General features: G+C 66.3%; 21 protein-coding genes. 13 read left to right on the forward strand and 8 right to left on the reverse strand.

Annotated elements, in window-relative coordinates; translation table 11 throughout:
• The first annotated feature begins 21 nt into the window (after window positions 1-21).
• A complete protein-coding gene (locus LOC60_RS14600) occupies window positions 22-822 on the forward strand; it encodes an alpha/beta fold hydrolase (RefSeq protein WP_230026354.1) in 801 nt (266 codons plus the stop codon).
• Here LOC60_RS14600 and LOC60_RS14605 read toward each other — a convergent pair.
• On the reverse strand, window positions 819-1394 hold the full coding sequence (locus tag LOC60_RS14605) for a GNAT family N-acetyltransferase (RefSeq protein WP_230026355.1): 576 nt from the start codon (window positions 1392-1394) through the stop codon (window positions 819-821). The two genes, LOC60_RS14600 and LOC60_RS14605, sit on opposite strands and share 4 nt — an antisense overlap.
• A 225-nt stretch (window positions 1395-1619) precedes the next feature.
• Between LOC60_RS14605 and LOC60_RS14610 the strand changes: the two genes are divergently transcribed.
• From LOC60_RS14610 to LOC60_RS14620, 3 genes are all read left to right on the forward strand, one after another.
• Window positions 1620-4961: a DEAD/DEAH box helicase gene (locus LOC60_RS14610; RefSeq protein ID WP_230026357.1), complete on the forward strand. Its 3342-nt coding sequence runs from the start codon at window positions 1620-1622 to the stop codon at window positions 4959-4961.
• A 218-nt stretch (window positions 4962-5179) separates the two neighbouring features.
• Window positions 5180-5440, forward strand: coding sequence for a hypothetical protein (locus LOC60_RS14615; RefSeq protein WP_230026358.1), 261 nt, complete (start codon window positions 5180-5182; stop codon window positions 5438-5440).
• A gap of 124 nt (window positions 5441-5564) precedes the next feature.
• Window positions 5565-6017: a MarR family winged helix-turn-helix transcriptional regulator gene (locus tag LOC60_RS14620; RefSeq protein WP_230026359.1), complete on the forward strand. Its 453-nt coding sequence runs from the start codon at window positions 5565-5567 to the stop codon at window positions 6015-6017.
• 164 nt (window positions 6018-6181) lie between these two features.
• On the opposite strand, the gene LOC60_RS14625 is transcribed toward LOC60_RS14620, so the two are convergent.
• Both LOC60_RS14625 and LOC60_RS14630 read right to left on the reverse strand, forming a co-directional pair.
• Window positions 6182-6832, reverse strand: a complete 651-nt coding sequence (locus tag LOC60_RS14625) for an FMN reductase (RefSeq protein ID WP_442860426.1) — start codon at window positions 6830-6832, stop codon at window positions 6182-6184.
• Window positions 6833-6998: 166 nt separating this feature from the next.
• On the reverse strand, window positions 6999-8669 hold the full coding sequence (locus LOC60_RS14630; RefSeq protein ID WP_230026361.1) for an FAD-binding dehydrogenase: 1671 nt from the start codon (window positions 8667-8669) through the stop codon (window positions 6999-7001).
• A gap of 194 nt (window positions 8670-8863) precedes the next feature.
• Between LOC60_RS14630 and LOC60_RS14635 the strand changes: the two genes are divergently transcribed.
• Window positions 8864-9007: a hypothetical protein gene (locus LOC60_RS14635; protein ID WP_230026362.1), complete on the forward strand. Its 144-nt coding sequence runs from the start codon at window positions 8864-8866 to the stop codon at window positions 9005-9007.
• A gap of 116 nt (window positions 9008-9123) precedes the next feature.
• Here the strand turns inward: LOC60_RS14635 and LOC60_RS14640 are convergent, their stop codons facing one another.
• On the reverse strand, window positions 9124-9360 hold the full coding sequence (locus LOC60_RS14640; protein WP_230026364.1) for a YegP family protein: 237 nt from the start codon (window positions 9358-9360) through the stop codon (window positions 9124-9126).
• A 126-nt stretch (window positions 9361-9486) separates the two neighbouring features.
• On the opposite strand from LOC60_RS14640, the gene LOC60_RS14645 reads away from it, so the two are divergent.
• From LOC60_RS14645 to LOC60_RS14655, 3 genes are read left to right on the forward strand one after another with little or no spacing between them, the layout of a single operon-like run.
• Window positions 9487-10008, forward strand: coding sequence for a very short patch repair endonuclease (locus LOC60_RS14645; protein WP_230026365.1), 522 nt, complete (start codon window positions 9487-9489; stop codon window positions 10006-10008).
• Window positions 10009-10019: 11 nt separating this feature from the next.
• A complete protein-coding gene (locus LOC60_RS14650) occupies window positions 10020-10712 on the forward strand; it encodes an HAD family hydrolase (protein WP_230026366.1) in 693 nt (230 codons plus the stop codon).
• 19 nt (window positions 10713-10731) lie between these two features.
• Window positions 10732-10950 (forward strand): hypothetical protein, encoded by a 219-nt coding sequence (locus LOC60_RS14655; protein ID WP_230026367.1) that lies wholly within the window; start codon window positions 10732-10734, stop codon window positions 10948-10950.
• A gap of 8 nt (window positions 10951-10958) precedes the next feature.
• Here LOC60_RS14655 and LOC60_RS14660 read toward each other — a convergent pair whose 3' ends face one another.
• Both LOC60_RS14660 and LOC60_RS14665 read right to left on the reverse strand, forming a co-directional pair.
• Complete coding sequence (locus LOC60_RS14660) at window positions 10959-13424, reverse strand: Tex family protein (RefSeq protein ID WP_230026368.1); 2466 nt, start codon at window positions 13422-13424, stop codon at window positions 10959-10961.
• Between the two features lie 54 nt (window positions 13425-13478).
• Window positions 13479-13772, reverse strand: coding sequence for a DUF503 domain-containing protein (locus tag LOC60_RS14665; RefSeq protein ID WP_230026369.1), 294 nt, complete (start codon window positions 13770-13772; stop codon window positions 13479-13481).
• A gap of 78 nt (window positions 13773-13850) precedes the next feature.
• Between LOC60_RS14665 and LOC60_RS14670 the strand changes: the two genes are divergently transcribed.
• The 5 genes from LOC60_RS14670 (at window position 13851) to LOC60_RS14690 (ending at window position 18317) form a co-directional block, all read left to right on the forward strand.
• Complete coding sequence (locus LOC60_RS14670; protein ID WP_230026371.1) at window positions 13851-14339, forward strand: DUF2243 domain-containing protein; 489 nt, start codon at window positions 13851-13853, stop codon at window positions 14337-14339.
• Window positions 14332-15117, forward strand: coding sequence for a cytochrome c oxidase assembly protein (locus LOC60_RS14675; RefSeq protein ID WP_230026372.1), 786 nt, complete (start codon window positions 14332-14334; stop codon window positions 15115-15117). Before LOC60_RS14670 ends, LOC60_RS14675 begins: the two co-directional genes overlap by 8 nt.
• A gap of 77 nt (window positions 15118-15194) precedes the next feature.
• Window positions 15195-16394: a type III polyketide synthase gene (locus LOC60_RS14680; protein WP_230026373.1), complete on the forward strand. Its 1200-nt coding sequence runs from the start codon at window positions 15195-15197 to the stop codon at window positions 16392-16394.
• A 17-nt stretch (window positions 16395-16411) separates the two neighbouring features.
• Window positions 16412-17122 carry a class I SAM-dependent methyltransferase gene (locus LOC60_RS14685; protein ID WP_331460834.1) on the forward strand — a complete coding sequence of 237 codons (711 nt, stop codon included), beginning with the start codon at window positions 16412-16414 and terminating at the stop codon, window positions 17120-17122.
• Window positions 17112-18317, forward strand: a complete 1206-nt coding sequence (locus tag LOC60_RS14690) for an FAD-dependent oxidoreductase (protein WP_230026375.1) — start codon at window positions 17112-17114, stop codon at window positions 18315-18317. The genes LOC60_RS14685 and LOC60_RS14690 overlap by 11 nt, the downstream gene beginning before the upstream one ends.
• A gap of 3 nt (window positions 18318-18320) precedes the next feature.
• On the opposite strand, the gene LOC60_RS14695 is transcribed toward LOC60_RS14690, so the two are convergent.
• Complete coding sequence (locus tag LOC60_RS14695) at window positions 18321-19994, reverse strand: MDR family MFS transporter (RefSeq protein ID WP_442860427.1); 1674 nt, start codon at window positions 19992-19994, stop codon at window positions 18321-18323.
• A gap of 41 nt (window positions 19995-20035) precedes the next feature.
• The gene (locus LOC60_RS14700) at window positions 20036-20548 is read right to left on the reverse strand and encodes a MarR family winged helix-turn-helix transcriptional regulator (RefSeq protein WP_230026376.1); all 513 of its coding nucleotides are present in this window, start codon (window positions 20546-20548) and stop codon (window positions 20036-20038) included.
• Window positions 20549-20668 lie beyond the last annotated feature (120 nt).

A 20668-nucleotide genomic window follows, 5' to 3' on the forward strand; every position in this document is an offset into this window, starting at 1 on the left:
GAGCACGCATAGGATCGCGGGGTGATAGCCCGCGAGATAGGACACGGCAGACCCCTGGTACTGGTGCACGGGTTCGAGGTGGACCACCGCATCATGCTGCCCCTGGAAGGCGCCCTCGACGGGCTCGGCTGGCGGCGGATCTATCTCGACCTTCCCTGGACCGAGTTGGCATCTCCGACTGCCGCCGGCACCCAGGAGGTGGCCGACGGCGTCGTGCAGGAGATCCGGCAGCATCTTGGCGAGGAACCGTTCGCACTGGTCGGGAATTCTTTCGGCGGCATGATCGTCCGGCATGTTGCCCATGCCCTGAAGGACCAGGTGCTCGGACTTGCGACGCTTGTGTCGGTGGTCACCGCGAGCCACGAGGACCGGATACTGCCGGACCGGCGGATCATCTCCCGGGACCCGGCACTGCCGACGGATACCGCCACGGAGGATTTCCGGGAGATGGCAGTCCTGCAGAGCGCCGATACGCTGGCTGCGTTTTCCCGCTACGTCCTGCCGGGCCTCCGGGGCGCGGACCAGGCACTGATCGAACGGATTGCCGCGGATTACGCGCTCGACGCCGAGCCGGAGGCAGCCTATCCGGAACCGTTTGAAGCACCATCCCTGCATATCTTTGGCCGGCAGGACCACGTCACAGGGTATGAAGACGGCTGGGCGCTGCGGGAGCACTACCCGCGTGGAACCTTCACCGTGCTGGACGCCGCCGGGCACAACCTCCATTTGGAACGCCCCGCACTGGTCGCGGCCCTCCTGCGGGATTGGGTTGCCCGGATGGATGCCGACCTCAATACCGGTGCCGGGAGTGAATCGGGCTAGTCCGCAGCGCCCCGGTACTCTTCCTCCAGCATCCCCAGCAGCACCTGGTCGTGGAACTCTCGGCGGTGGAACACGGCCGCGCGGCGTCGTCCCTCTTCCCGGAACCCCAGCGACCGATACAGGTGGATCGCCCGCTGGTTATAGGACCATGTCTGCAGCTCGGCTTTATGCGCGCCCATTTCCTCAAAGACAATCCGCAGTCCGAGCTGTAGGGATTCCCGCCCCAGGCCCTGGTCCTGGTATTCCGGGCTGAGGACAATCGCCATGGTGGCAATCCGTTCCGGGACGGAAATGCCCCAGGCAGTGATGTGTCCGATCAGCTTTTCGGCAGGATTGACAATGCTGTAACCGAAGCCCGACGGTGACTCGTTCTTGCTCCAGGTCCGGAACATCGCTGCCGCTGTCTCCTGCGGACGGACGGTGACCCGGTTCTGCTGAAGGATCGCCTGGGACGGGTCATTCCACCACTCGGCCAGGTGTGCGAGGTCCTGTTCACGAAGCTCCCGGAAGCGGACCCGCTCACCGGCAAGCAGGGCAGAAGACCATTCCTGGAGACCAGCAGCATCATTCATGCGGCGATAATAGCGCAACGCGAAAACGGAAGGCCGGCGGGACCCTCGACCTGCAGGAGCGCGGAACCCGTGTCCCCGGCGGAAAACATACGCGCAGATCACGCCGTTGTGACCCGCGCTACTAACATCCTAAACAGGACACCCCGGCGCCCGCCAAATCCCCCGCCGGAACGGGCGCCGGAACCGGCGGCGGAAACCGTCAGTGCTGCGTGAGACGATAAAACCATGCTCGAAACCCCTCCGCTCGTAGACGTTACCGACGTCATCCGCGTGGTCGGCGGGTCGGCGTTTCAGCGGGGCCAGACCTATGCCAAGGGCGGCGCCGTGGAAGCCCTGGAGTGGGATGCCCAAGGGGAGGTGCTGCGCGCCTCCGTCCGCGGCAGCGCCGCGGTCCCCTACCGGACCATGCTGCAGCTCGGCGCCAAACGCCAAGGCGACTACCGCCTGTTGGATAACCACTGCAGCTGCCCCCTGGGCTTCGACTGCAAGCACGTCGCCGCGGCAGCACTGCAAAGCAACACCGAGCATCTGATTTCCCGGCAGGAGCTCTCCGCCCCCGCCATCCGGTCAACCGTGCCCGCCTGGCAGCAGTCGCTGCAGACCCTGATCGATGCGGATCTGGCAGACAGCACCAAGCCCGTTGAAACCACTCCCCTGGCACTGCAGTTCGAACTGCGGAACATCGTCGCCGCCGCCGCGTCCCGGTGGGGCGCCGCCCCCGCCCCGCGCAGCCGGCACCGGGCCACGCCCTTCCGCCTGGGCGTGCGTCCGGTGGTGCGCAACTCCAAGGGCAACTGGGTCAAGAACAACCTGGCCTGGAGCAACATCAGCTACCAGACCTACGGGCTGCGGCTGGATCCGGACCAGCACCGCTGGTTCTCCCAGTTCCCGGCGCTGCACCGCTCCAACGGCGTGAGCTACTTCGGTCAGAACGATTCCTGGCTGTATCTCGACGACTTCGCCAACCCCCTGCTCTGGCAGTTGCTGGATGAAGCGGTCCGTCTGGGCATTCCGTTTGTCGGCACCAAGAAGGACACCGCGGTCCGGGTGGGCAAACTGGCCACCCTGTCCCTGGATGTCCGTGCCGCCGGCGGGGAGACTCCGGCGCCGCTGCAGCTGCTGCCGACGCTCGAAGTGGACGGCTCACCGGTGCCGCTGGAGGATGCCGGCATCATCGGCAGCCACGGCATTTACCTCCGGTCACCGCAGAACACCATCACGCTGGCACCCACCGCCAAGACCCTGACCGAACAGGACAAGGGCCTGCTGCTGCAGGGCGCTCCCGTGATGGTGCCGAAGGCGGATGCCCCGGTCTTCCTCGAGAAGTTCTACCCGCGGCTGCGGCAGGTCCTGCCGGTCACCAGCAGTGATGACTCCGTGGAGTTCCCCGAGATCGAGCCGCCCGCCCTGGTCCTCACCGCCGCGTTCGGCCCCGAGGACCAGCTCACCCTGTCCTGGAACTGGTCCTACCGGCATGGCAGCTCCGAGACCCGGCTGCCGCTCACCCGGGTACCGCACAGCGGCAAGCCGGCGGACGACGACGATGCCTCCTACCGCGATGTCCCCGCCGAGGCAGCACTCCTGGCCACCGTGGGGAAAACGCTGCGGGCCGTACCCCGCAACCGGACCCTTCGCGAGATAGAGGCCGCAGAGTTCACCGAGCATGTCCTGCCGGAGCTGGAGAAGCTCGACGGCGTGCGGGTGGAGATCTCCGGGACACGGCCCGATTACCGGGAACTGCTTGAGGCACCGAAACTGAAGATCACCACGGTGGAGACCGAACGCCGCGACTGGTTCGACCTGGCCGTCATGGTCACCGTCGAGGGCCGGCTGGTGCCGTTCGCGGACATCTTCAAGGCCATTGCGCAGGGCAAAACCAAGCTGCTGCTGGTGGACCGCACGTACCTTTCCCTCGACCGTCCGGAGTTCGAGCATCTGCACGCCCTGATCAATGAAGCGCAGGGCCTGCAGGAATGGGACACCGGAGAACTGTCCATCAGCCGTTACCAGGCCGGACTGTGGTCCGAACTGGAGGAACTGGCCGAGGAAACCGAGGAAGCCGTCGCCTGGCGGGAGTCCGTCTCTGCCCTGCTGGATCTGGAGTCCGTGGACCCGGTGCCGCTGCCGGCCGGGCTGCAGGCGAGCCTGCGGCCCTACCAGCACGAAGGCTTCACCTGGCTGGCCTTCCTGTGGGACCACGGCCTGGGCGGGATCCTGGCGGACGATATGGGGCTGGGCAAGACCCTGCAGACCCTGGCCCTGCTCGCCCATGCCCGTGAGAAGCAGGCCGAATCGACTCCGGAATCACCGGAGACCCCGCCGGCCCGTAAACCGTTCCTGGTGGTGGCCCCCACCTCGGTGGTCCCGAACTGGGCGTCCGAGGCGGCACGCTTCACTCCCGGACTAAAGGTGGTAACGGTCTCCGACACCAGCGGCAAGTCCCGCGTACCGCTGTCCGAGGTGGTGGCCGGTGCCGACGTCGTCCTCACCTCCTACGCCGTGTTCCGGCTGGATTTCGCCTCCTACCGGAAGCTGGAGTGGGACGGCCTGATCCTGGACGAGGCACAGTTCGTCAAGAACCGGGTGACGCGCGTGCACCAGTGCGCCCGGGACCTGCCTGCACCGTTCAAGCTGGCCATCACCGGCACCCCGATGGAAAACAACCTGATGGAGCTCTGGGGCCTGTTCGCCATCGTGGCCCCCGGATTGTTCCCTTCCGCCCGCAAGTTTACCGATGAGTACCAGCGGCCCATCGAACGCGGCGACAGCCCGGATCTGCTGGCCCGGCTGCGTCGGCGTATCCGTCCGCTGCTGATGCGCCGCACCAAGGAAGCCGTGGCCAAGGACCTGCCGGAAAAGCAGGAGCAGGTCCTCGAGGTGGAGCTGCATCCCAAGCACCGCAAGATCTACGAGACCCACCTGCAGCGCGAGCGCCAGAAGCTCATGGGCCTGATCCAGGATATGGACCGGAACCGGATGATCGTTTTCCGTTCCCTCACCCTGTTGCGCATGCTCAGCCTGGATGCGTCACTCGTTGAGCCGGAGGAGTACGACGGCGTGCCGTCCGCGAAGCTGGACGTGCTTTTTGACCAGCTCGAAGACGTTACCGCCGAAGGCCACCGCGCCCTGATCTTCAGCCAGTTCACCTCGTTCCTGAAGAAGGCCGCGCAGCGCCTGGATGAACAGGGCATCAAGTACGCCTACCTCGACGGCTCCACCCGCAACCGGGCCGAGGTGATCGCCTCCTTCAAGGACGGCGTTGTCCCCGTGTTCCTGATCAGCCTCAAGGCCGGCGGATTCGGCCTAAACCTGACCGAGGCGGACTATGTCTTCCTGCTGGATCCGTGGTGGAACCCGGCCGCCGAATCGCAGGCCGTGGACCGTACGCACCGGATCGGGCAGAAAAACAACGTGATGGTCTACCGCATGGTTGCCAAGGACACCATCGAGGAAAAGGTCATGGCGCTCAAGGAGCAAAAAGCGAAGCTCTTCGCGTCCGTTATGGACGACGACGCCGTCTTCAGTTCCGCGCTCACGGCCGACGACATCCGGTCACTGCTGCAGTAACGGACCTGCGTCGGAGCTGCCGCCGTAACGGAACTGCGTCGGCAGCGGATCCCGACGTGAATTCGGGCACCCTGCGTCTGCCGACACCCGCTCAATCCCGCGCCGGCGCCGGGATCGGCCAAATTCTGCGGCGCATGGAACCGGTTACCTTGGAAGCAAGGCCCGCTTCCGCCGTCGGACGGCCGCGGGTCGAGCAACATGCGTACCAAGGAAAGGCAATGAGCGTCCAGGAATCAACGTTGGTCCGGCCGGTCGGGACTCGCCCCAAGGATGAAGACGACCTGGTGCACGTTTTCTGCACCCCCTGCAAGCGGCGGGCACGCAGCCGTGCACGCCGCCCGGTCCCCTACTGCGGTAAACAGATGCCCAACCGTCCGCTGCAGGACGACACCGGTGACCTTCCCGTCTGTGCGGTCTGCCTGGACCTGGCCCGGTCCGCCCCCTGTCCCCGGTGCGGTACCCAGGCCCGCTTCGACTGAGCAGGACCCCGCCCCCCGGTCACCTGAACCCGGCGCGGCGCCCAAGCCCGCTTCAACTGCCACCGGCTCGGCTGCCTGCACTGCTGCCATTCCCTGCACAGGGTTTGATTTGTACAGTGGAGTGATGGCGAATCAGGAGCGTCCCATCGGATTCTGGCTCAAGCTCGTCGACCAGCTGGTCGATGACCAGTTTGGCGCCAGCTTCGAAGAACACGGCGTCACCCGCCGGCAGTGGCAAATGATGAACCTGCTGGTGGACGGCCCCGCTACCCAAAAGCAGCTGTCGGACGGCCTGCGCCCCTTCTTTCCCGCGGTGGAGACCGGCACCTCCGCCGAACTCATTGAGGAACTGCGGGAATCCGGGTGGGTACTCCTGGAAGACGGCCAGTACCAGCTCACCGATCTCGGCAGCCGCAGCCTGGAAAACCTGCGCGGTGCGGTGGACCGTATCCGCCAACTCATGACGGACAACATCACCGAAGAGGAATACGGGGCCCTGCTGGCCGTACTGCAACGGATGGCCAGCAATCTGGGCTGGGACGGCGACGTCGCGTCCGGTCCCCGCGTCGATACTTAGCAGTTCGCACTGCGCCAATTGGGTCCGGATGGCCGGCCTGAGAATCGAGTCCGCACAATTTACCGATGTCAGCCCGGAAAACGGTAAATTGTGCGGACTCGATCCGGAAAACGGTAAGTCGTGCAGACTCGATCCGGAAAACGCTCGGGGTTCGCCGTCCCGGGTTACTTCCGCTGCGTTTGGGCGAGCAGCTCTTCGAACGAAAGCGACTGCGCCGGATCCCGGCGCTTTTGCACGGGAGCATCACCCAGCAGGGCTCCAAGTTCTCCAGCGGCACGGCGGACCCGCTCGTCCAGGGAGCCGGTACCGGTTTCACCTGTTCCCCAGTCACCGGGTGCGGCATAGACGGCGGTGGGAGCCACCCGTGCCCGCAGGTAGCTGAACATCGGCCGCAGGGAGTAGTCCAGCACCATCGAGTGCCGGGCGCTGCCGCCGGTGGCACCGAGCAGGACGGGCTTGCCATCCAGTGCGGTGTTGTCGACCACGTCGAAGAAGGACTTGAACAACCCGCTCATGGACGCCGTGAAGACCGGGGTGACGGCAACCAGGGCATCGGCGGCAATAAGTTCGTTGATCGCCGCTTCCAACCGCGGCGCGGCGTATCCGGTCACCATGTTGTTGGCGATATCCACCGCGTATTCGCGCAGTTCGAAGGTGCTGACGCTGGCGCTCAGCCCAAGTCCCTCAATCTCGGCCTTGGCCGCAGTGGCAAGGGCATCGGCAAGCATTCGGGACGACGACGGAACACCCAATCCGCCCGAAACCACGACAATCCTGCGATCCACCATCTTGGACTCCTCAACATGCTTTTGCATGTTCATCTCAACTCCGGCGAGGGCGGCGTTATTCCGGCGTGTACCGCCAGGCGAAGTCCCTGGGCTACACCGGCTAAAGCCGCTACACCGCAAAACTAAAACCCTCCGCTGGCCGGGACACCTCCAAAAAGGTGTCCCGGCCAGCGGTCCGTGACAGACCCGTCGCCTAGCCGGCCGCAGCCCGACCGGCAGCTCGTCCGCTGAACAGGCACCCGCCGAGGAACGTCCCCTCCAGCGAGCGGTAGCCGTGCATTCCACCGCCGCCGAAGCCGGCGGCCTCTCCGGCTGCGAAAAGGCCGGGGACCGGTGTGCCGTCGTCGGCCAGGACGCGGGACTGCAGATCCGTCTCCAACCCGCCCAGGGTCTTACGGGTCAGTACGGACAAGCGGACGGCGATCAGGGGTCCGGCCTTCGGATCCAGGATGCGGTGCGGCGCAGCGGTGCGGATCAACCGGTCCCCCAAATAAGTCCGTGCCCCGCGGATGGCGGTCACCTGCGAATCCTTCGTGAACGGATTGCGGATCTCCCGGTCCCGGGACTCCAGCTCATGCCGCACCGATTCAGCGGATAGTACGGGCGCGTCCCCCTGCTCCGACGAGCGTTTGGCCAGCAGGTTCATGCCGGCAACCAGTTCCTCGACCGAATTGGCGGTAATGAAATCCTCGCCGTGGTCCAGGAAGGCCTGCACCGGTGCCGGCACACCCGCAGTGGCCCGCTTCAGCACATCCCGGAGTGACTTCCCGGTGAGGTCCGGATTCTGTTCCGAGCCCGACAACGCAAATTCCTTGCGGATGATTGCCTTGTTCAAAATAAACCAGCTGTAGTCGGAGCCGCCGCGGCGCAGGTGCTCCAGCGTTCCCAAGGTGTCGAACCCGGGGAACAACGGCACCGGCAACCGGTTTCCGGCAGCGTCGAGCCACAGCGAGGACGGGCCGGGCAGGATGCGGATCCCGTGGTTCTTCCAGACCGGGTCCCAATTACGGATTCCTTCCACGTAATGCCACATACGGTCCGGGTTGATCACCCGCCCGCCGGCGGCCTGGGCAATTCCGATGCCCCGTCCGTCCACATGCTCGGGCACCCCGCTGAGCATGTTCGTGGGTGCAGGGCCCATTCGCGCGGGCCAGGCCTCCCGGACCGCGTCGTGGTCCCCGCCGATACCTCCGGTGGTTATTACTACTGCCGAGGCACTGAACTCGAAGTCCCCGACTACGGTGCGGCTGGAAGCAGTGCCGCGCGGCGCCGTCGTCGGCTCCAGGACGCTGCCGCGCACACCGGTCACGGCACCGCCCGCCAGGACCAGGTCATCGAGGCGGTGGCGGAACGCGAAACGCACCAGGCCGCGTTCGACGCCGTCGCGCACCTTGGCCTCGAAGGGCGCGGTGATCCCGGGGCCGGTGCCCCAGGTGATGTGGAAGCGTGGAACGGAATTGCCTGGACCGTTGGCGCCGTATCCACCGCGCTCCGCCCAGCCCACTACCGGGAAGATCCGGTGCCCCATTTGCTGCAGCCAGGCGCGCTTCTCCCCCGCGGCGAAGTGCACATAGGCCTCGGCCCACTGTCGCGGCCAGAAATCCTCGTCGCGGTCAAAACCCGCGGTACCCAGCCAGTCCTGCCAGGCAAGGTCCACGGAGTCCTTCACCCGCAGCCTGCGCTGCTCGGGGGAATCCACGAGGAAAAGCCCGCCGAAGGACCACCAGGCCTGGCCGCCCAGACTCTGGGCGCCCTCCTGTTCAACCAGGATCACCGAACGCCCGGCATCCACCAGTTCGGCCGTGGCTACCAACCCGGCAAGCCCGGCTCCTACAACAATGACATCTGCGTCTTTAGGCTGCATCCGGCTCACGCTACCGGCGACGGCGGATACTGGCCAGCAGTTCGATGCAGGCGTGTCACAGCCGTTCCCCCGGTGCGTGTGAAGCGCTTGGGGGTTCTAGACTCGGGCAGAGGTTTCTAGACTGGATTGTAGGGCCGCTCTCGAGGAGAACCGGTGGATGCCGGTGTCGGCTGGAAACGAATCGGAGAAATCGCATGAGCGAACAAAGTGCCAACGAGGAAAAGGACTCCAACCGGACACATCCGCAGGAGCCGTCCGAAGGGGATACCAACGACGACAAGAACGAGCAGCGGGAGCACACCCAGGAACCGGCCGAAGGCGGCGAAGACCAGACCTGAGTTTTTGGTGCCGGGCTAGTGTCGATCCCTAGTGCAACCAAACAGGAGTGCAACCGAACAGGCCTCCGGCTCCCGTATCAGGGAGCCGGAGGCCTGTTTCCTGGATGGTCGACTCGTCAGCTGGCAGCCGCCTTGGGGGCTGATTTCCTTGCTTCGCCCAGTACGTCCGAATCCCGGCTCTGGTCAACTACAGGACCTGTTCCTGCAATCTCCCGCAGCTGAGCGATTCCAGCTGCCGCCTCCTGCTTGGTATCGAAAGTAGTGGACACTGCCATCAGCGTTCCGTCGCCGGCAATGAGCTTAATGCGGAAACTTCCCTCGTGGGCGTCCACCAGCTTGAAGTAGCCCGACATCACTTACCTCCTTGTAAGGGGTCTATCAGTGCATCCAGCGTAAGTCACCTTAGGAGTCTGGGGATCCCCTCTGCACTAAAACGAGTAGCGGGAAATGCAATCGTGATCCGTTCCTAGACTGGAACCATGACCGATACCGTTAGTCCGGAACAGCGCAGCCGCAACATGGCGCGCATACGCGGCAAGGACACCAAACCCGAACTCCTGATCCGCGGCATCCTCCACGCCGCGGGGTACCGGTTCCGGCTGCACGGCTCCTTTGGAAAGGTTCGGCTTCCGGGAAAACCTGACCTGGTTTTTGCCGGCCGCAGGAAGGTCCTCTTCGTCAACGGTTGTTTCTGGCACTTCCACTCCTGCCGTGCCGGACAGCATGCACCAAAGACCAACAGCGAGTTCTGGGCAGCGAAACGGAAACGGACGGTCGAACGGGACGCAGCAGCCCGGGAACGGCTGGCAGCCCTGGGCTGGGATGTCCTGGTGGTTTGGGAGTGTGAACTTCGGGACCGCAGCATCCTCGAAGAACAGCTGCGCGTCTTCCTGGGTCCGCCCGGACGGACGCCTGCCGCAGCGGCGGGGGCTGCAGGGGCAGCGGCCTTGCCGGTACCGCCGTTAGACTCGAAACCAGACATCAGCATCCAGCAAAACTGAGGCGGCACGGCATGAGCAGTTCGAGCAACGGCAAGCGCGGAGTTCTTTTCGATGTAGACGGCACCCTGGTGGATTCCAACTATCTGCACGCGGTTGCCTGGTGGCAGGCATTTCGTCGGATGGAGCACGATGTTCCGATGTCCGCCATCCACCGTGCCATCGGCATGGGCGGCGACAAGCTCGTGGAGCACCTGCTGGGCGAAGACCGTAACAAGGACGAGGACGAGCAGCTCGACGCCACGCACGGCGCCATCTTCTCCACCTGGTGGCCGTCGCTGCGGTCCTTCGACGGAGCCAGCGAGCTCTTGAACGCCTGCTCGGACAAGGACCTCACCGTGGTCCTTGCATCCTCAGCCTCCGCCGCCGAACTGAAATTCCTGCGCACGGTGATCGAGGCCGACTCAGCCATCACCGGTGCCACAAGTTCGGGCGACGCCGAGGCCAGCAAGCCGTCGCCGGATATCCTCGAAGCTGCCCTGGAAGCCGGCGGGCTCGAGGCTGCAAACACCGTCTTCGTGGGCGATTCGGTGTGGGACGTGAAGGCAGCCGGGAAGCTCTCCATCCCCACCATCGGCCTGACCTGCGGCGGCACAAGTGAAGCCGAGCTGCGCGAGGCCGGCGCCCAGGAAGTGTATGAAAACCCCCGGGCCCTGCTGAACGCCCTGAAGACGAGCCTGCTGGGCAGCATCATCACCCAGAGCTAGCCAGCACCGAGAGGACACCATGACTACTGAACCCACCGGACCAGCAAACGACGCCGAGGATCCCCTCGGCCCCAGCGCTCCGCAGCCCGGGCCCACGGGCGAACCCCGGACACCGGGCAGCGCCTCGCATTCGGCCGGCAACATCCGCGACGATCAGGGAACCTCGGCCGCCGGCGCCGTGCCTGCCGCCCAGGACAAGGCCGACGAAGCAGCCGAAGCCGAGGCACCCTCGGAGTAGCCCCCTGGCTACTTAAGCAGCCCGGCGGCCCGCAGGGCGTCCGCCATCGCTCCGGTCGGTGCGCTGGTTTTAGGTGCGCTGGCTTTCGGCGTGTTGGCTTTAGGTGCGCTGGCTATAGGTGTGCCGGCCTTCGGGATGTTGGCTTTCGGGGTGTTGGCCCGAGGCGCCCCGGTCTTGGGGGTGTTCGCTTTCGGCGCGCCGGCCTTCGGAGTGCCGGTCCGAGGTGCCCCGGCCTTGGCATTCCCGGCCCGCCCGCCCGGCTCGGCGTCGTCGTCGAGACGCAGGCTCAGCGAAATCCGTTTCCGCTCCGGGTCCGCCTCCATCACCTTGACCTTCACCACCTGACCGGACCGGACCACCTCGCGGGGGTCCGAAATGAAGGTGTGCGACATTGCGGAGATGTGCACCAGCCCATCCTGATGCACTCCGACGTCCACGAATGCCCCGAAGGCCGCAACATTGGTGACCACGCCGTCGAGGACCATCCCCGGCCGCAGGTCGGAAATCTTCTCGATCCCTTCCGAGAAGCTGGCGGTTTCGAAGGCCGGCCGCGGGTCCCGCCCGGGTTTCCGCAGCTCGGCAATGATGTCCAAAACCGTTGGAAGACCTACCTTCTCGTCCACAAAAGCAGCAGGATTCACCCCCTCCAGATCCGCTCCCGAGGCGCTCATGGTGGCCCCGGCCGCGGCAAGGACCTTCCGGGCAATCGGGTAGGACTCCGGGTGGACGCTGGTACCGTCCAACGGCTCGGTTCCCCCGCTGACGCGCAGGAACCCGGCGCATTGTTCAAAGGCCTTCGCTCCGAGCCGAGGTACCTTCAGCAGGTCCTGCCGGCGGGCAAAGCGACCGTTGGCGTTACGGTAAGCCACAATGTTTTCGCTCAGCAGCGGCCCGACGCCGGCCACCCGGGCCAGCAGCGACGGGGAGGCGGTGTTAACGTCCACTCCCACCGCGTTAACGCAGTCCTCAATCACCGCATCCAGGGAACGCTCCAGCTTCGCCGGCGTTACGTCGTGCTGGTACTGGCCCACACCGATGGATTTCGGATCGATCTTCACCAGTTCCGCCAGCGGATCCTGCAGCCGCCGGGCAATGGAAACGGCACCGCGCAGGGACACGTCCATACCGGGCAGCTCGGCCGAGGCAAGGGCGGACGCCGAGTAGACCGAGGCACCGGCTTCGGACACCACCAGCTTGCGTACCGACCCGCCGGGCACCAGCCGGATCAACTCGGCGGCGAGCCGATCCGTTTCCCGGGACGCAGTTCCGTTGCCGATGGCGATCAGGTCCACCCCGTGCTGCTTCACCAACCCGGCAAGGGTGGCCAGGGCGTCATCCCAGCGGCGCATCGGGGCGTGCGGATAGACGGTATCGGTGGCCACCACCTTGCCGGTGCCGTCCACCACGGCCACCTTCACGCCGGTGCGCAGTCCGGGATCGAGCCCCAGCGTGGTCCGGTTTCCGGCCGGGGCGGCGAGCAGCACGTCCCGCAGGTTGGCGGCGAACACCCGCACCGCCTCGGTTTCCGCTTCGGTGAAGAGCCGGACGCGCAGGTCCACCGAGAGCTTGGCCAGGATCCGCCGCCAGGCCAGCTGCACGGTCTGGAGCAGCCAGGCATCGGCGGGACGCCCCCGGTCCGCTACGCCAAGGCGGGCGGCGACGGAGCGTTCGTAACGGGCCCGGGCGGCTGCCAGCGCCTCAGCGTCCGAGGGGTCCCCCTCGGTCAAGGCCAGTTCCAGGATCCCTTCCTTCTCACCGCGCAGCAGGGCAAGCACGCGGTGTGAGGGCATGCCGGAGGGCGACTGGGAAAAGTCGTAGTAGTCGGTGAACTTGCGCCCTTCGGCTTCCTTTCCCGGGCGTACCTGCGAGCGCATCCGTCCCTGCCGCCAGAGCTTTTCGCGCTGTTCGGTCAGCAGGTCCGCGTCCTGGGAGACCCGTTCGATCAGGATGGCCCGCGCTCCGGCGAGCGCCTCGGCGGCATCGGGGATCCCCTCGCGCACGTACCGCGCCGCTTCCGCGTCCGGGGTCCGCCGGGGATCAGCCAGCAGCGCCTGGGCCAACGGTTCCAGTCCTGCTTCGCGGGCTATCTGCGCCTTGGTCCGCCGCTTACTGCGGTAGGGCAGGTAAATGTCTTCCAGCCGCGACTTGGTTTCGGCGCCGACGACGGCGGCCCGCAGCTCATCGGTCAGCTTCCCCTGGGCGTCAATCGCGTCGAGGATTACCCGGCGACGGTCCTGCAGTTCGCGCAGGTACCGCAGCCGCTCGTCCAGGTCCCGCAGCTGGGTGTCATCCAGGGTGCCGGTGGCCTCTTTGCGGTACCGGGCGATAAACGGAACCGTGGCGCCGCCGTCGAGCAGTTCCACCGCCGCCCGGACCTGCCAGGGCGCAACCCCCAGCTCGGCGGCCAGTTGGGCGATCACCTGCTCATCGGTGGATCGGGAAACGTTGACGGGTTCTACGGCGCTAAGACTCACCCGGCCAATTGTTCCCCATTTGTGCTGCGGATGGGCGGATGCCGGGCGTAGCGCCTAATCCTGCCCAGTGAACAGTTGACGCCGCGCGCTCAGCAGCTCCACCTCGGGCCGGCCCGCGACCAGCCGTTCCGCGGCATCCAGCACGTCCACCACATGGGAGCGGTCCGCTGCCACGATTCCGACGCCGATCCCGGACCTGCGGTGCAGGTCCAGGGAGCCGACCTCGGCGGCGGAGACGTCGAACCTGCGCCGCAGTTCGGCAAGGATCGGCCGGACCACCGATCGTTTCCCCTTGAGGGAATGCACGTCTCCCAGCAGCAGGTCCAGTTCAAGGGCTCCAATCCACATGCATCCCATCCTTGCCGGAGAGTGGATGCATGTCACGCGCGCCTGCGGGCGGTGCGGGGCCGGTGTTATGTTCGAAGCATGAGTTCCACCCACCGCACGCGCCGCTCTCCGCGCCTGCGCAACTTGGTTTCCGGCCTGCTTTTCGGGATCGGGCTGGCTGGCTTCGTTGATGAAGTCGTGTTCCACCAACTCCTTCAGTGGCACCATTTCTACGACCGGTCCACCACGTCCGTCGGGCTGTTTTCGGACGGGCTGTTCCACGCCTTCGGCTGGTTCGCGGTAGTGGCCGGCCTCTTCCTGTTCGCTGATCTGCGCCGATGGCACGAGACCCTCCTGCAGCGGTGGATCGGCGGGGTACTGCTGGGTGCGGGCGTCTTCCAGCTTTACGACGGCACGGTGCAGCACAAGCTGATGGGGCTTCACCAGATCCGCTACGAGGTGGACCTGCTGGTGTACGACACGGTCTGGAACGTCATTGCCGTGTTGCTGATCCTTGCCGGGGCGTGGCTCACCTACCGTACCCGGGCTGCCGTTCCGCGGGAACCGACGGCCTCACCCAATGCATAGCCATGGCGGCGGCGGAGCGGAGTCACTGTTCTTCATCCCGGCAGTGACCGCCCTGGTTGCGTATTGGGCGGGCGCATTGTCGCCGCGTTCGGGCCGCTGGCCCTGGTACCGGACCGCCTTTTTCACGATGGGCGTTGCCGCCGTCCTGGTCACGGTGCTGAACCCGTTGGCCGATCTCGCCCATGAAGATTTCGCCGTGCTGAGCCTTTCCCACCTCCTGGCCGGAATGCTCTCGCCGCTGCTGCTGGTGCTTTCCCGGCCGTTCACCCTGGCGCTGCGTACCCTCGATGTTTTCCCTGCCCGGCGCCTCTCCCGGCTGCTGCGCAGCAGGTTCGCCCGGTTCCTGTCCTTCCCGGTCACTGCCGCAGTGCTGAATACGGGCGGCATGATCCTGATGTTCCGCACCGGGCTGCTGCAGGCGATGCGGGAGTCCATGCCGGTGCACTGGCTGGTGACCTTCCACCTGCTGGCAGCCGGCTACCTGTTTACTGCGGCCATGATCGGACGGGACCCCTCCCCCCACCGGGCCGGTTATCGGCTCCGCGCGATTGTCCTGGTCCTTTCGATCGCCGCACACAACGTCCTCGCCAAAAGCATCTATGCCGATCCGCCTCCCGGCATTTCGGCCGCGGCAGCCGAACAGGGCGCGCTGGTGATGTACTACGGCGGAGGGATCCTCGAACTGGTGCTGATCGTGCTGTTGTGCCGGCAGTGGTATGCGTCGGCGCGCCCGCGGGGCCGGGTCGTACCCGCCACCCATCCGCGCCGAAACCAGTAGCCAAACCAGTAGCCAACGGCAACTTTCCCGGGACCGCTGCCATTGTGCAGAGCATCACCATCCCTTAACAATGGACTATGACGGTTACCCTCAGGTCCCTGGAAACTGCAATTCCGCCCACCGTTCTGGTGCAGTCCGAAGTCCGTGATGCTTTCGCGACCCAGCCGGGCCTGACCCGGCTCGGCGAGCGCCTGGTACGCACCTGCTTCGATTCCGCGGCCATCGACACCCGCCGCACCGCCCTGGCCGAACTCTCGCTCACCGACACCTCCGAGAATCCCCAGTTCTACGATGCCCGCAGCGGCCTGCTGCTGCGGCCCAGCACCAAGACCCGGAACGACATCTTCGTGGTGCAGGCCACGAAACTCTTTATTGAAGCCGCAGCCAAGGCGCTGGATTCCTGCGCGGGCATTGCGGCGGCAGATATCACCCACGTCATCACCGTGTCCTGCACGGGCTTCTTTAATCCCGGCCCGGATTACAAGGTCACACGGGCCCTGGGACTGAACCCGTCCGTGGAGCGCTACCACTTGGGTTTTATGGGCTGCTATGCGGCCTTCCCAGCCATGCGCGCCGCCAAATCCTTCTGCGAGTCCAATCCGGATGCCGTGGTGCTGGTGGTCAGCGCGGAGCTCTGCTCCCTGCACGTACGTACGTCCAATGACCCGGACGCCATCATGGGATCCTCGCTCTTCGGCGACGGTGCCGCCGCCGCGGTCATCACCGCCCGTGAAGACCTGCCCGACGCCGGGCCCGCCATCCAGCTTGACCACTTTGAAACCATCCTCACCCCGGTGGGCGAGGAAGCCATGGCCTGGAACATCGGCGACGAAGGCTTCGAGATGGTGCTGGGGACCTACGTCCCGCACATCATCGACGACCACATTGTCGGCGCCCTAAAACCCCTGCTGGCCCATGACGAAACAGTCAGTGTCCGCCCCTACCGCGAGATCGGGCACTGGGCCATCCATCCCGGCGGCCGCAGCATCCTGGACAAAGTCGAGGCGAAGCTCGGGCTGAGCGAGCAACAACTGATACCGGCCCGGGAAACACTGCGCACCATGGGCAACATGAGCAGCGCCACCGTCCTGTTTGTCCTCAAGTACATCCTGGAGCAGCCCTTCACCGGCGGCAACGAGCGGATCTGCTCCATGGCCTTCGGTCCGGGCCTCACCGTCGAGACCGGATTGTTCACGCGGGTCGGCGGGCCGGTCTCGCCAGCCGCCCCGGCGGAGCAGGCAGTACCGGCGGGGGTCCCCGCCCCCGCGGCGGTATGACAGCTGGGCTTCCCTCCTTGGCCAGCCGGGCTGTGGACGCGGTGGAGGAGATGGACCGGCCCGACGCGGACCGGCGGCGCCTCGAGCGGACCTACGCCCAGTTCTGGCTGATCAATGCGGTGGTGTCCGGGTGGCGGCGCAACTACGTCCGGTACCTTCGTCCGATATTTGCACCAAGCGGCGGCGGCACACTGTTGGATATCGGTTCCGGCGGAGGCGATGTTCCCCGCTGCATCGCACGCTGGGCCCGCCGGGACGGGTTCGCCCTGGAGATCACCGCCATTGACCCGGACCCGCGGGCCCATGCTTTCGCCTCCGCGCTGCCGGCGCTGCCGGGACTGTCCTTCCGGCGGGCCTACAGCAGTGAACTGGTTACGGAAGGGCTGTCCTACGACGTCGTCATCTCCAACCACATGCTGCACCATCTGACACCGGCTCAGTTGCAGGCGCTGCTGGGGGACTCGGAGCGCCTGGGCCGGAAGTTGTGCCTGCACAGCGACATAGAGCGCAGCCGCTGGGCCTACGCCCTGTTCTCGCTCGGAACCCTGCCGTTCTTCCCCGGCTCCTTCATCCGCGCCGACGGCCTGACCTCGATCCGGCGCAGTTTCACTGCGGCGGAACTCGCCGCCGTCACGCCGCCGGGCTGGCAGAGCCTGCAGCAGCGGCCGTGGCAGAACCTGCTGGTTCATTCCCCGCGTGCCCATGGAGGTGACTTCCATGCGGGCTGAGCTGCCATCCGCTGAACCGCCGGCAGCCGCGGTGACCGCTGCGCGCCGGGTTCCCCGCCGCTGTGCCGATGTGGTGGTGGCCGGTGGCGGGCCGGTCGGCATGTATCTGGCGATCCTGCTGCTGCAGGAGGGGGTGTCCGTCCAGGTCCTGGAACAGCGGCCGGACCGCAGCAGGCATTCACGGGCCATCGGAGTCCATCCTCCAGCCTTGGAATCCCTGGACCGGGCCGGCATAGCCGCCACGATGGCCCGGGAGGGCGTCCGGATCACCCACGGAGAAGCCCGCAGCGCCGGGCGGACCGTGGCCCGCCTCGACTTCGCCGCAGCGTCGGGCCGGTACCCCTTTGTGCTTACCCTGCCGCAGATCCGCACCGAACAGCTGCTTGAGGAACGCCTGCTGGCCCTGGACCCCGATGCGCTGGTCCGCGGGGCTCGGGTTGATTCCTTCATCGACCACGGTGCCGCGGTTCGGGTGAACGGTACCGGCGGCGGCGGGCCGTTCACCGTAGAGGCGTCCCTCCTTGTGGCGGCCGACGGCGCCCGGTCCCCGATCCGGACGGCGCTCGGGACGCGCTGGTCAGCTCGTGAGCTGCCGGACACCTACCTGATGGGCGATTTCCCGGACGGCACCGATGACGGGACGCTCGGCGTGCTCTACCTCGAGCCGGAGGGGATTGTGGAGTCCTTCCCGCTGCCCGGCGGCCTGCGCCGCTGGGTGGTCCATACCGACGCGCTGCAGCAGGATCCGACCCCCGCAGGGCTTGCCTGGCTGGTCCGCCGGAGGACCGGGCACCGGCTGGACGCGGCGGGAAATTCCATGCTGAGCGCGTTCGGCGTCCGGATCGGCCGGGCGCACCGGCTGGTTTCCGGACGCACTGTCCTGATCGGAGATGCGGCCCACCAGATCAGTCCGATCGGCGGGCAGGGAATGAACCTGGGCTGGCTGGACGCCGCCGCCGTGGCACCGGTCATTGCCGCGTCGCTGCACGGCAACCCGGTGGGCACGGCACTGCGGTCCTTCGAACGACGCCGCCGCCGCGACGCCGTCGTCGCCTCCGCCCAGGCGCAGGCCAACATGGTGCTGGGCCGACCGCTCCCCGCAGGGGCGATGGCCCTGCGCAACGCCGGGCTGGAACGGTTGTTCCAGTTCCCGGCGCTGGGCGGGGCCGTTGCACGGCGTTTCACCATGCAGTAGGGGCTACCGCCGGGCGGTGCCGCCCTTTTCCGTGGCGTCGGTCCGCGGTGCGGCGTCCGGTTCCGTCGCCGATGCAGCGGCGTCCGGTGCGGCAGCGGGTTCGACGGCGGACATGGCACCGGTATGCAGCATTTCCGCACCGCCTGCCAACCCGGGCTCAACCGGGTTGGAGGAGGTGGGCTTGATGTCCAGGGTCCGGCGCAGTGCCTTCTCCTTGATGAACAGCACCGCCACCAGGGCGATGACGGCAACCGCCGCGGCGATCTTGAAGATATCCGCCGTTCCTTCCGCATAGGCGATCCGGAAGAATTCCTGAACCTGGGCCGGGAGCCCAGCGAGGTCCAGGGTGGCAGTGGTGCCGCCGACGTCGGCCGGCATGCCCGCCTTGTCCAGTTCCTCCGCCACGCGTCGGCTGACCGAGCTGGAAAGCACCGCACCCAGCACCGAGACGCCGATTGCGCCGCCGACGGTGCGGAAGAAGGCAACCGAAGCGCTGGCGGAGCCAACGTCGGTGACCTTGACCGTGTTCTGCACGGCCAGCACCAGGTTCTGCATCAGCAGGCCCATGCCCACGCCCAAGATGAAAATGAACAGGCTGACCAGGACCATGTCGGTTTCGTGGTTGATGAAACCGGCCAGGGCCGTTCCTGCGATCACCATGATGGTGCCAATGACCAGGTAGCGCTTCCATTTGCCGAAGCGGGTGATCAGCTGGCCGGATCCCACGGAGCCGAGCAGGTTGCCGGCGATCATGGGGAGCATCAGCAGCCCGGCTTCGGTGGGGCTGAAGCCGCGGGCCAGCTGGAAGTACTGGCCCAGGAAGGTAGTGGAGCCGAACATCGCAATGCCCACGGCCACGGATGCCAGGATGGCCAGGGCGGTGGTCCGCTCGCTGATGATCTTCAGCGGAATGATCGGTTCGGAGACCTTGGCCTCCACCAGCACCAGCAGGGCCAGCAGGATCACGGATCCACCCACCATGGCAGCGGTTTCCCAGGACCACCAGTCGTAGTAGTCCGGCTTGCCCGCGAAGGAGACCCAGATCAGGAGCAGGGAGACGCCCGCGGTGAGCAGGATCGAGCCGAGCCAGTCGATCTTGGCCGGACGGCGTACATGCTGCAGGTGCAGGGTGACCTGCAGCAGGAAGAGGGCGACGACGGCGAGCGGAACGCAGAGGAAGAAGGTCCAGCGCCAGCCCAGCGGGCTGTCCACGATGAACCCGCCCAGCAGCGGGCCGCCGGCCGTGGCCACCGCCATGACGGCACCCATGTAGCCGGAGTACCGGCCGCGCTCCCGCGGCGGAATGATGGAGCCGATGATGGCCTGGGCCAGCGCGGTCAGGCCACCCATGCCCAGGCCCTGGACCACGCGTGCCGCGAGCAGCAGGTCCATGGACTGGGAGAAGCCGGCCAGGACGGAGCCTGCGACGAAGATGACGATGCTCAGCTGCACCAGCAGCTTCTTGTTGAACAGGTCCGCGAGTTTCCCCCAGATAGGGGTGCTCACCGCGTTGGCCAGCAGGGCAGCCGTGACCACCCAGGCGAAGTCGGTCTGGGTGCCGTGCAGGTCCGCCATGATCGTGGGCAGTGCGTTGGCCACGATGGTGGTGCTCAGCATTGCCGTGAACAGCGCGGCAAGCAGGCCGGTCAGGGCCTGCAGGATCTGTCGGTGGCTCATCTCGCCGGGGACGTGTTTCTTCCGGACGGTCTTGGTTTCGGTCACTTAGCTGTTTGCTCCTGCGGATAGGATTCGGGGGTTTGCGGAGTCGGCCCGGCGGTGCCGGGCGCTCGGCGGATTGAGGTGAAGAGCGAGTCTGACAACGTTCCAAGGGTGTCGGAGGCAAGCTGGGCCTGCTCCTCGGACCAGCCGGCAAGGGCCTCCTGCAGCAGCACGGCCCGGCCCTTGAGTGCTTCGCGGAGAACCGACTCCCCCAGCTCGGTCAGGCTGATCAGGTAGGCGCGGCGGTCCTGCGGGTGCGGGCGACGGCGGACGTAGCCGAGTTCTTCCAGTTCAGCGACGTGGCGGCTGAGGCCGGCGGGGCCGACGCCGAGCTTGGCGGCAAGCTCGGTTGCCCGCAGCTCGCCGTCTTCGCCGATCATCCGCATTACGCCCTGCAGTGCCACACCGGGTCCGCCGATGTCGGCGCTGCGCTGGGTCACGCACCGCAGGGAACGCTGCAGGGCGAAGATCTTCCGGATCAGGTCATCCGCCGTTTCCTGTTGCATAGGCATGGGGATGGGTCTCCGGGGTCGGTACTGATAGTTGACTTAGGCAACTATACAAGGAAATTTGCCTAGGTCAACTAACTAAACCGAAAGGTTTCACTTTCCGGTCCGCTGCGGCAGGGAGCA

This window comes from Arthrobacter sp. zg-Y769, assembly GCF_020907405.1.
In the GTDB taxonomy this organism is placed as follows: domain Bacteria; phylum Actinomycetota; class Actinomycetes; order Actinomycetales; family Micrococcaceae; genus Arthrobacter_B.